The sequence below is a fragment of the Mycobacterium sp. OAE908 genome, from assembly GCF_017872775.1.
Taxonomy (GTDB): domain Bacteria; phylum Actinomycetota; class Actinomycetes; order Mycobacteriales; family Mycobacteriaceae; genus Mycobacterium.
In genome coordinates, this window is the sequence record NZ_JAGGJL010000001.1 from 151,821 (window position 1) to 163,305 (window position 11,485).

The following is an 11,485-nucleotide window of genomic DNA, read 5'->3' on the forward strand; positions in this document are numbered from 1 at the left end:
GGTGCCCTGTTGTGAAATGGGCCGTCCTCGTCGCGGCGGTGACGGTCGCCGTTGCCGGCTGCGGATCGGGCGACTCGACGGTGTCCAAGACGCCGGAGCCGACCGTCTCGACGGCGACACCGGCGACTGCTGCGCCTGCCCCGGCGTTACCCCCGCCGCCGCCCGTCGTCGCACCTTCGGCGACTGCGGCGGCCGATCCGTGCGCGATCAACCTCACCGCGCCCGAGATCGCCAAGGCGGTCTCGGAGTTGCCCCGCGACCCGCGCAGCAACCAGGGCTGGAGTCCCGAGCCGCTGGCAGGCAACTACAACGAATGCGCGCAATTGTCGGCGGTGATCGTCAAGGCCAACACCAACGCAGACCACCCGAACACCCGCGCTGTGCTGTTCCACCTCGGCAAGTTCATCCCGACCGGCGTCCCCGACACTTATGGGTTCAACGCCATCGAGAACTCGGCCACCACCGGCGACACGATCGCGCTGAAGTACTCCGGCGGCATCGAGGGGCTCGAGAGCGTGGTGAAGTTCCGGTGGAACGGCAACGGCGTCGAGTTGATCGGCAACACTGGCTGATCCCTGGCGCGAACGTGGGTTACCCGCACGCTTTTCCTGCGGGATGCGTGCATCAAGCCCACACTCGGCCGGCTGGATCGAGCCAAGAGATGCGCGCGTCGAGTCGGATTTCCTGCCAGCGGGGCCAACCCGCCGCGCGGGCGGCGTCACGCACGCGAGCCAGGAAAACATGCGACCGGTAGCGCAAGTGATCGCGGCTCAACCGGATGATCAGCCAGCCCTGGGCGGCGAGTCGGGCCAGTCGGTCGATATCGCGAGCATGCTGGTCGGGGTCATCCCAATGTTGAGGACCGTCATATTCGACGCCGACCTTCCACTCCTCCCATCCCATGTCGACGCGGCCAACGAATTCGCCGAATTCGTCGAGAACGACGATCTGCGTGTGGGGCTTCGGAAACCCGGCGGCGATCAACAGCAGGCGCGTCCGGGTCTCTTGCGGTGACTCTGCGCCGGCGTCCATCAAATCCAAGGCACGCCGCAGTTGAAGCATGCCGCGGGCCCCGCGATGGCTTTGGGCGACAAGCACAACATCTTCGGGCTTCAGCCCAGTCGCGTTCGCCAGTGCGTCGATCCGGATGATCGCGGTTTCGAGTCGATCGCGCCGGCCGAGGTCGAATGCAGTTCGCGCCGGCGTAGTGACCGGCATTCCGCGCACGACGCACGTCTCGTCATCGCGGAGCCGGTTGCGGTGAATGATGATGCCGTCGACGCCGCAGGTGTCACGACGGATCAACTCGGCAGGTAGGTCAGAAGCTATCCACTGCGAACCGTGCAGTGCCGCGGCGGACATTCCTGCAATCGTGGCGTTACGCTCGGACCACAGCCACGCAGCGACCGCTCGTCTGGCAGGTGTGAGTTCCATGCCCTTCGCCAAATACACGTTGCGGTAGACCATGTCGTGGCGGCTCACCAACGTTCGCCGGGTCACCCTGCCTGCCGCCAATGCTTCGGTGCCGACGAACGGCATCACTTCGTCATTCATGCCGTCACGGTTGCGACGCAGACCCACACAATCGGCGCTCGCAGCCAGCTCACTGGTCTATCTGTGGACGGCGGCACGACTGGGGATCGACGAGTGTGGGCTTGTGTCACGCTGCGGAACCCTGAAGCGTGCGGGTAACCCACGTTCGCGCCTGACGTGAGGTGTCGGTTGGCTCACATAGGCTGACAGCGTGTTCGTCTCCGGCGATCGCGTCATCTACAGCGCATCCGATCTCGCCGCAGCAGCGCGTTGCGAGTACGCGCTGCTGCGTTCGTTCGATGCGCAACTCGGCTGGGGACCTGCGGTCGCCAAAGAGGATGAACTGCTCGCGCGGACAGCCAAACTCGGCGGCGAGCACGAGCAGCGTCACCTCGACGAACTGCGCGAGGATGCTGACGAAACCGTCGCGGTCATCGGCAGGCCCAACTACACCGTCGACGGGCTGACCGCCGCGGCGGAGCAGACAATGCGCGCCGTCGAGCGCCGCGCCCCCGTCATCTATCAGGCCGCCATGTTCGACGGCCGGTTCGTCGGCTTCGCCGATTTCCTCGTCTTGTCGCACTCTGAGGCTGGCGCCCGCTACCGGCTGCGCGACACCAAACTGGCCCGCTCCGTCAAGGTCGAGGCGCTGCTTCAGCTGGCCGCCTACGCGGACACCCTCGCCGCGGGCGGTGTACCCGTCGCCGACGAAGTGGAACTCGTGCTCGGCGACGGCGCCGTCGCGAGCTACCGCGTCGACGAGCTGCTGCCGGTGTATCTGCCTCGCCGCACCGAACTGCAGCGCCTGCTCGACGACCACATGGCCGGCGGCAAGGCAGTCGCCTGGACTGACGACGACGTGCGGGCGTGCTTCCGCTGCCCGGAATGCGAGATCCAGGTGCGCGCCACCGACGACCTCTTGCTGGTCGCGGGTATGCGGGTAACCCAACGCGCCCGGCTGATCGACGCAGGTATCACCACCCTGCACCAGCTGGCTGAGCACACCGGCGCGGTCGAGGAGCTGCCTGCCCGCACGGTCAAGACGCTCGCGGCCCAAGCCCGACTACAGGTCGCCGACCGTGTCGACGGCAAGCCACCGTACGAGGTCGTCGACGCCCAACCGCTGATGGTGCTGCCCGACGCGGACAAGGGCGACCTGTTCTTCGACTTCGAAGGCGACCCGCTGTGGACCGTCGACGGCCGGGAGTGGGGGCTCGAATACCTATGGGGCGTTCTCACTGTCACCGACGAGTTCCACCCGTTCTGGGCACACGATCGGGCCAGTGAGCGCCAGGCGCTGCAAGATTTCCTCGCGATGGTGCGCAAGCGGCTGCGGCGCTATCCCGGCATGCACATCTATCACTACGCGGCCTACGAGAAAAGCACCCTGCTGCGGTTGGCAGGCCGCTACGGTGTCGGCGAGAACGATGTCGACGACCTGCTGCGCAACGGCGTGCTCGTCGACCTGTATCCGTTGGTGCGCAAGAGCATTCGCGTGGGCACCGAGAACTACAGCATCAAGTCGCTCGAGCCGCTCTACATGGGCAACGAGCTTCGCGACGGTGAGGTGACCACCGCAGCCGACTCCATCACGCAGTACGCGCGCTACTGCGCGCTGCGCGACGAAGGGCGGCCCGACGAGGCGGCGTCGGTACTCAAGGAGATCGAGGACTACAACGTCTACGACTGCCGGTCGACGCGGCGGTTGCGCGACTGGATGATGGCCCGCGCCATCGAGTCCGGTGTACCGCCTCGTGGTCCGCAACCCGTAAGCGACGGCGGCGCAATCGAACTCGCCGACGACATCGACCGCAGACTGCTCAAGTTCGCAGGCGACGGCGTCGAGGAACGCACCGCCGAACAGCAGGCCGTGGCGATGGTCGCCGCCGCGCGGGGATTCCACAAGCGTGAGGACAAGCCGTACTGGTGGGCCCACTTCGACCGGGTGAACAATCCGGTTGACGAGTGGGCGGACAACAGCGACGTCTTCATTGCCGAGCGCGTCGAGATCGTCACCGACTGGCACCAACCGCCGAAAGCGCGCAAGCCCCAGCGCCATGTCCGCCTGATCGGCGGCATCGCGAACGGCGAACTGTGCAAAGAGATGTACGCGCTCTATGACCCACCCGCGCCCGTGGGCCTCACCGACGATCCCGACCGGCGCGGGTTCGGGTCGGTGACGGTGGTCGGGTGCGACAACCCCGAAGCCCCCACCGAGGCCGTTGTCGTCGAGAAACAGCCGAAGGACGGCGACGTCTTCGAGCAGTTGCCGTTCGCGCTGACGCCGGGTCCGCCCATCAACACCAAACCGTTGCAGGACTCCATCGCCGAGACCGCCGCGCTCGTCGCCGCCGGACTTCCCAATCTGCCCGTCGACGCGGTGACAGACGTTCTGCTGCGGCGCAATCCGCGAACGCTCAGCGGTGCGGCACTCCCCCGCACCGGGGCCATCGCCGACGACATCACGACCGCGTTGCTGGATCTCGACTCGTCGTATCTCGCGGTGCACGGACCGCCGGGCACCGGCAAGACGTTCACCTCCGCGCAGGTGATCGCGCGCCTGGTGAACCGACATCAATGGCGGATAGGCGTCGTCGCCCAGGCGCATGCGGTGGTCGAGAACCTGTTCTGCGATGTGCTCAAGGCGGGCGTCGACGGCGAGCGGATCGGCAAGAAACTCAACACCGTCAACGCGGGCTGGACCGACCTGACCAGTCCGGAGTTCGCGGGTTTCATCGAAGGCCATGACGGCTGCGTGGTGGGCGGGACGGCCTGGGATTTCGCCAATGCCAACAAGATTCCGCGTCAAGCCCTCGATCTGCTCGTCGTCGAGGAGGCCGGTCAGTACAGCCTGGCCAACACCATCGCAGTCGCACCGTCGGCCAGAAACCTGATGCTGCTTGGTGATCCGCAGCAGCTGCCACAGGTCAGCCAGGGCACACATCCCGAACCGGTGAACGAATCCGCGCTGGGCTGGCTGGTGGACGGCCATCACACGCTGCCCCCAGAGCGCGGCTATTTCCTCGACTATTCGTATCGGATGCATCCCGCCGTTTGCGAACCGGTTTCCCGGCTCTCCTATGACGGCCGGTTGCGTTCACATGAGCACGTGAGCGCCGCGCGCAGCCTCGACGGCGTCGCCCCCGGCGTCCGGGTGCTCACCGTGCAGCACAACGGCAACTCCACCGACAGCCCCGAAGAGGCCGACGCGATCGTCGCGGACATCTGCGACCTGCTCGGCAGGACGTGGACGGACGAAAACGGCGAAACGCCGTTGGCGCAGGAGCACGTCCTGGTGGTGACGCCGTACAACGCGCAGGTGGTCACGTTGCGGCGCAGGCTGGACGCCGCCGGACTCGACAAGGTCGAGGTCGGCACCGTCGACAAATTCCAGGGCAGGCAGGCTCCGGTGGTGTTCGTCTCCATGGCGGCGTCGTCTGCAGATGATGCACCGCGCGGAGTTTCGTTCCTGTTCAACAGGAATCGGCTCAACGTCGCCGTCAGCAGGGCGAAATACACCGCGATCATCGTGCGGTCGGCGCTGCTGACCGACTACCTGCCTGCCACGCCGGACCGCTTGGTGGAGTTGGGGGCGTTCTTGTCGCTCGCTTCGTGTGATACACCGACGGAATGACGCTGATCGAAACGCTGGCCGGGATCGTGGGCACCGCGCACGTCATCACCGATCCCGATGTGCTGGACGGCCGCAGCGTCGACCACACCGGGCGCTATCGCGGGAAGGCAGGCGCGCTGGTGCGACCGGGTTCGGCCGACGAGGTCGCCGCGGTACTGCGGGCCTGCCGCGACGCCGGCGCATATGTCACGGTGCAGGGCGGACGGACGTCGTTGGTTGCCGGCACGGTGCCCGAGCATGACGACGTGCTGCTGTCGACCGAACGGCTGCGCGAGGTCGGTGACGTCGACGTCGTCGAGCGGCGCATTCGCGCGGGCGCGGGCGCGACGCTGGCCGAGGTGCAGCGCGCCGCGTCCGCCGCCGGTCTGGTGTTCGGGGTCGATCTGGCCGCGCGCGATTCCGCGACGGTCGGCGGAATGGCGTCGACGAATGCCGGCGGACTGCGCACGGTCCGCTACGGCAACATGGGCGAGCAGGTCATCGGCCTGGACGTGGCGCTGCCCGATGGGTCGCTGGTGCACCGGCATTCTCAGGTGCGCAGCGACAACACCGGCTACGACTTGGCGTCGCTGTTCGTCGGCGCCGAGGGCACTCTCGGCGTCATCACCTCGCTCGACTTGCGGCTGCACCCGACTCCGAAGCAACGGGTCACCGCGATCTGTGGATTCGACGATCTCGACGCGCTGGTCGAAACCGGGCGCGTGTTCCGCGACATGGACGGCATCGCGGCACTGGAGTTGATCGACGCCCGCGCCAGCGCATTGACCGCCGAGCATGTCGGGGTTGCCGCGCCCGTCGACGGGGCATGGCAGCTGCTCATCGAATTGGCAGGCGACACAGACCAAACCGAGCAACTGGCCGATGCCCTCGACGATGCGCGGATGTCCGACGAGCCCGCCGTCGGTGTCGACGTCGGCGCGCAGCAGAGGCTGTGGCAGATCCGCGAATCGGTGGCCGAGGTGCTCGGCGTGTACGGGCCGCCGCTGAAATTCGATGTGTCCCTTCCACTCTCGGCGATCGCGGATTTTGCCACGGCATCCGCCGGCTTGATCGCCAAACATGCGGCCGAGGCGATCCCCGTGCTCTTCGGTCACATCGGCGAGGGCAATCTGCACCTCAACGTGCTGCGGTTTCCGGCAGGCGAGGCGGAGCGGGCGATGTATTCCGAGATGATGGAGTTGATCGCCCGCAGCGGCGGCAACGTCAGCTCCGAACACGGCGTCGGCACCCGCAAGCGCGACTATGTGTCGATGTCACGCACGCAAGCCGATATCGCGGCGATGCGCGCAGTCAAGGCCGCGTTCGATCCGACCGGATATCTCAACCCCGCAGTGCTTTTCGGCTAGTCGTGGCCAGGAGTCGAGTGCCTGCCGTAGCGCGGCGCGTCGTCGGGATCGTCGCGGGAGTGTCTGCCGTTGGACTCGAACCAGAACGGCCGCTTCTGCGGTTGGCTCTCGGGCAGGTAGTGGCGCGATGACCGCTCATGGCGTGATGGACGCGGCCGCGGAGCGGGCGGGACCAGCGGCTGAAATCGCTCCTCGTCGACGTGAAAGCCGTTGTGCGCGAAGCCGATCGGTTCGGATTGGGGCTTGGCGGGCGGAACGTCGTCAGCCAAGAGCTGGTCGAAGATGCCGCGCCACGATTCGGGTTCGGGGGGCTCGTCATCGGCCGGCACATGCCGCCACGACTCGACCGGGGCGGAGTGCCAGGCGTCGGCGGGGGCGGGCAGTGGGTGGTCGACACGCGTCGGCATCGGCGCGGTGACGCTGTCGTCAGCGGGTACGACGGGCTCGGCTTGGATCACCGGTTCGGGATCGTCGTCCCAACGGATTTCGTACTCGAGGTACTCGTCGTCATCGACGAACGTCTCGTCGCCGCCGTAGTCGACCGCCAGGCCCGCGTGGTGGTCGTCGTCCAGATCGTCTTCGTCCTCATCGAGATCAGCGGTGCCGAACCCGAGCAGGAAAATCGCTGCGACGACGCCGAACAACGCGAAGAACGCGGGCAGCAACATCGATTGCGACATCGCTGCCGCGAACGGATCGTGCAGCCAGGCGGGCAGCTGCGTCACCCCACCTTCGCCCTGCGTCGCCTGCGCAGGCATGGGCGGCATCTCGGCACTGATCCGCGACGTCATGAACGCGGCCATCCCCGCGCTGCCCAACACCGAGCCAACCTGCCGCGTGGTGTTGTAGACGCCGGAACCGGCTCCCGCCAGTTTCGGAGGCAGGTTGCGAGTTGCGGTGGCCGCCAGCGGAGCCCAGATGAATGCCGAACCGACGCCCATCGCGGTGATCGGCAATACCAGCCGCCAGATCGGCGTGCTCGGCGTCATCTCGACGGACAACCAGGTCATCGCGATCGCCAGCACCGAGAAGCCGAAGCCGATCACCGGCCGTGGGTGCGAGCGGTCGACGATCTTGCCGACGAACGGCGCAAGCACTCCGGTGGAGATCGCCATCGGCGCCGTCAGCAACGCTGAGCGCGTCGGCGAAAGTCCGCACACCGCTTGGGCATAGAACATCAGCGGCAAGAACGTCGCCGTGACGACGAAGCCGATGGTGGCGACCCCGACGTTGGACAACGAGAAATCGCGGTCGCGGAAGATGCTCAGCGGGATCAGCGGTTCGCTGGTGTTGACGTACTGCCAGATCAAGAATGCGGCCATGAACCCGATGCCGCCCGCGATGGTGCCCCAGATCCACGGCGCCCAGTGATGCGACTGGCCTTCCTGCAGTGCGAACACGATCATGAACATGCCGATGCCGGACAGCAGCACACCGAGCAGATCGAATTTGTGCGTCGACGTCGGCAGCACCGGGATCAGCCACACGGCCAGCGCCAGGCCGATGACGCCGATGGGCACGTTGACGAAGAAGATCCACTGCCAGCCGAGCCGGTCGACCAGTACGCCGCCGGCCAGCGGGCCCACCAGCGTCGCTACCCCCGCCGTCGCGCCCCACACGCTCATCGCCACGCCGCGGCGCTCGGCCGGGAAGATCCGGGTGATGGTCGACAGCGTCTGCGGGGTGAGCAGCGCGGCGCCGATGCCCTGCACCACGCGGGCCGCGACCAGCATTTCGATGCTGCCTGCCAGCCCGCACCACAGCGACGCGGCGGTGAACACCGTCAGACCCAGCAGGTAGAGGTTCTTCGGCCCGAACCGGTCGCCGAGGCGGCCGGCCACCAGCAACGGCACGGCGTAGGCCAGCAGGTAGGCACTGGTCACCCAGATGACGGAGTCGTAGCTGGCGCCGAGCTTGTCCATGATCGACGGGTTGGCGACCGCGACGATGGTCGCGTCGACCAGAATCATGAAGAAGCCGACGAGCATGGCCCACAGGGCGTTCCAGGGATTTCCGGCGTCGACTCGTAGCCGCACTCCCCCTCGAGCGCGGCCATCCTGCCGGTTAGTTAGCGTTTGGAACATCTCGGGTCGACCACAAAAGCAACGATTCAGCCGACGGTACGGACCTGGATATCCCCCGGACAAGTCCGGGGTCGGCCAGCGACGAACGTCAGGCTGGTTCGGCGACGGCGTCGCCGGTGACGTCGTCCTTGGTTTCGGTGGCCGGCACGCCGACCGCCAAGAGGGCCAGCAATGCGATCACCATGCCGGCCGTCATCACCAAGGCTAACGCGATCTCGTTGTTGCCGAGCACGCCGACCAGCGGTGCCACCGCGGCACCGAGCCCGAACTGCGCGGCACCCAGCAATGCCGCCGCCGTGCCTGCCGCGTCGGGATGCCGGGACAACGCGACGGCCGGCGCGTTCGGAATGACCAGACCCATCGCGGCGAGGATGAACCACACCGGCACCACGAACCCCGGGAGACCGCCGATGTGTGCGGAGGACACGCCGACGAAGACAACCCCGGCCGTGACGGCCGCCGACAACGCCCACAGCACGATCGTCTGCGGGGCGAACCGCCGCAGCAGCACCACGTTGAACTGCGTGGCGCCGATCAGCGCGACCGCTCCGGCACCGAACACCAGCGCGAAGGCCTGCTGGCCGAGGCCGTAGTGGCCCTGCAGCACGAACGACGCGCCCGCGATGTACGCGAACAGCCCCGACATGCCAAGCGCGGCCACGAGCACGAGGATGACGAAACGGGCGTCGCGCAGCAGTTCGACGTAGGTGTCGCCGATGCTGCGTACGTTCAGAGGCCGACGATGTGAGGCGGGCAGAGTTTCCGGCAGCGCCAGCGCCGCGAGCAGCAGCAGACCACCCGCCAACACGACCAGCGCGGCGAACACCCAGTGCCATGAGGCCGTCAACAGCACCGCCGCGCCCAGGGAGGGGGCGATCACCGGCGCGACGCCCAGCACGAGCATCAGCCGCGACATCACAGTGGCGGCCACGGATTCGGCGTACAGGTCACCGACCACGGCGATCGCGACGACCATCGCGGCCGCGGCACCCATGCCCTGCAGCCCGCGCGCCAGCCCGAGCACGGCGATGTTGGGCGCGAACAGGCACACCACCGATGCCAGCATGTGCAGCACGATGCCGGCCATCATCGGCCTGCGGCGGCCCAGCGAGTCGGACAGCGGGCCGACGATCAGCTGGCCCAGCGCCAGTCCGGCGAGCGTGCCGGTGAGCGTGAGTTGGGCGACCGATGAAGACACCGAAAGGTCGTCAGCGATCTTGGGCAGCGCAGGCAGGTACATGTCGATGGTCAGCGGGCCCAGCGCGACGAGGGCGCCAAGGACTGTGATCATCTTGGCGCGGCTTGGCGTCGTTTCGACCGGGGCCACGTCCATGTCGATTGATGCTGCCATGGGAATGGTTAGCGCCGCTTCTCAGTAAATTGTTCCCAGGGGCCCCCGGGGAGCGGTTTCGAAGCGCGAGCAAAGCAATGTGGTTTGGCTGAATCCCGCCGGGGTATCTGTGCTCGCGGCAGGGGGGACCCTCTCATTGCCGCCGTTGTGCGAGCTACAGCACCTGGCTCGCGTCTCTGGAGCATTCGCTCCCAATCATCAAGGAGTTCAACCATGCGAAATCTTCTCGCTGCGCTCATCGCTGCCGGTGCGGTGTCCGTCGCCGGCGCAGGAGTGGCGAACGCCACACCGGCGCCTGAGCTGCCGACCGCGCCCGCCGTCACTGTGACGACGCTTGCGGCCGATGACATGAACAGCGATGACAGCGACGACACCGGGCTGTGGGGTCTTGCAGGGCTGTTGGGCCTCCTCGGCCTGCTTGGGCTGAAGCGCCGCAACGACGTCGACCGTCGCGTCGGCACTGGCACCGGCACCGGCACGACACCTGGCGGCACCGCGGGCCCGCGCGTGTAAATACCCCGAAGAGCCCCCGCCCCGCGCACGTCGCGGCGGCGGGGGTTCTGGCGCTTCCTGGCGTGTGACAATGCCTGGCCGCCTTGCGGCACTCGGCGCCGTTACCGTTCGTTGAGCAAGCGTTAGCCTGAAGGTTCGGACAGGTCGAACCGGGTCGACAAAGGGGAGCCACATGAGTGCTCGGTCGAACGCGAAGAGTCAGCTGCCGGCAACAACGGATGAGAATCCCGGCGCCGCCGCCAAGGTGTTGTCGCAGATCATCGAGCGCGGGAGCCGCGTTCAGGGCCCTGCGATCAAGGCCTATGTGGACCGGATGCGCCAGGGCAGTCCGGATGCGCTGCCCGCCGACATCGTCAAGAAGCTGGAGAAGCACTACCTCGCGGCCGTGATGGCCAGCGGGGCGGCGGTGGGCTCCGCGGCGGCATTTCCCGGCATCGGCACGCTGGCCGCGCTGTCGGCCGTGGCCGGTGAGACCGTGGTGTTCTTGGAGGCCACCGCGGTCTACGCGCTGGCGCTGGCCGAGGTGTACGGCATCCCCGCCGACCACCGCGACCGCAGGCGTGCACTGGTGCTGGCGGTGCTGGTCGGCGAAGAGAGCAAGCATGCGGTCGCCGAGCTACTCGGTCCCGGCCGCACGAGCGGCGCCTGGGTGGCCGACGGCGCGGCGACATTGCCACTGCCGGCGGTGTCCCAACTGAATTCGCGGCTACTGCGCTATTTCGTGAAGCGCTACACACTCAAGCGCGGCGCGATCGCATTCGGCAAGTTGCTGCCAGTAGGCATTGGCGCGGTCGTCGGCGGCGTCGGAAACCGACTGATGGGCAAGAAGATCGTCGCCAACGCACGCAGGGCGTTCGGCAACCCGCCGGCGCGGTGGCCTTCATCGCTGCACGTGCTGCCCGGCCCAAGCGAGCGATGACGATAACTGCCGTTCGCGTGGTTTGGCCGACGGCACAAGCGTTAGCCTTTAGGCGGCGGAATCACGGGTAACCCTCGTGGTCCGCAGGAATATGGGTGGCGAGCG

General features: G+C 67.2%; 8 protein-coding genes. 5 read left to right on the forward strand and 3 right to left on the reverse strand.

Features of this window, described 5'->3' with window-relative positions; translation table 11 throughout:
• The first annotated feature begins 11 nt into the window (after window positions 1-11).
• Window positions 12-572: an LppP/LprE family lipoprotein gene (locus J3E61_RS00680; RefSeq protein WP_210082237.1), complete on the forward strand. Its 561-nt coding sequence runs from the start codon at window positions 12-14 to the stop codon at window positions 570-572.
• A 52-nt stretch (window positions 573-624) separates the two neighbouring features.
• On the opposite strand, the gene J3E61_RS00685 is transcribed toward J3E61_RS00680, so the two are convergent.
• Window positions 625-1,554, reverse strand: coding sequence for a DUF559 domain-containing protein (locus J3E61_RS00685; protein ID WP_210082238.1), 930 nt, complete (start codon window positions 1,552-1,554; stop codon window positions 625-627).
• A 190-nt stretch (window positions 1,555-1,744) separates the two neighbouring features.
• Here J3E61_RS00685 and J3E61_RS00690 point away from each other — a divergent pair, with 190 nt between their 5' ends.
• Complete coding sequence (locus J3E61_RS00690) at window positions 1,745-5,167, forward strand: TM0106 family RecB-like putative nuclease (protein ID WP_210082239.1); 3,423 nt, start codon at window positions 1,745-1,747, stop codon at window positions 5,165-5,167.
• A 2-nt stretch (window positions 5,168-5,169) separates the two neighbouring features.
• The gene (locus J3E61_RS00695) at window positions 5,170-6,513 is read left to right on the forward strand and encodes an FAD-binding oxidoreductase (protein WP_210085375.1); all 1,344 of its coding nucleotides are present in this window, start codon (window positions 5,170-5,172) and stop codon (window positions 6,511-6,513) included.
• Here the strand turns inward: J3E61_RS00695 and J3E61_RS00700 are convergent.
• Complete coding sequence (locus tag J3E61_RS00700) at window positions 6,510-8,597, reverse strand: MFS transporter (RefSeq protein WP_210082240.1); 2,088 nt, start codon at window positions 8,595-8,597, stop codon at window positions 6,510-6,512. The two genes, J3E61_RS00695 and J3E61_RS00700, sit on opposite strands and share 4 nt — an antisense overlap.
• An 88-nt stretch (window positions 8,598-8,685) precedes the next feature.
• Entirely contained in the window at window positions 8,686-9,948 is a 1,263-nt protein-coding gene (locus tag J3E61_RS00705) for a multidrug effflux MFS transporter (RefSeq protein ID WP_210082241.1), read from the reverse strand.
• A 213-nt stretch (window positions 9,949-10,161) separates the two neighbouring features.
• On the opposite strand from J3E61_RS00705, the gene J3E61_RS00710 reads away from it, so the two are divergent.
• Both J3E61_RS00710 and J3E61_RS00715 read left to right on the forward strand, forming a co-directional pair.
• Window positions 10,162-10,461 carry an LPXTG cell wall anchor domain-containing protein gene (locus J3E61_RS00710; protein ID WP_210082242.1) on the forward strand — a complete coding sequence of 100 codons (300 nt, stop codon included), beginning with the start codon at window positions 10,162-10,164 and terminating at the stop codon, window positions 10,459-10,461.
• Between the two features lie 172 nt (window positions 10,462-10,633).
• Window positions 10,634-11,380: a hypothetical protein gene (locus tag J3E61_RS00715; RefSeq protein ID WP_210082243.1), complete on the forward strand. Its 747-nt coding sequence runs from the start codon at window positions 10,634-10,636 to the stop codon at window positions 11,378-11,380.
• The last annotated feature ends 105 nt before the right edge of the window (window positions 11,381-11,485 follow it).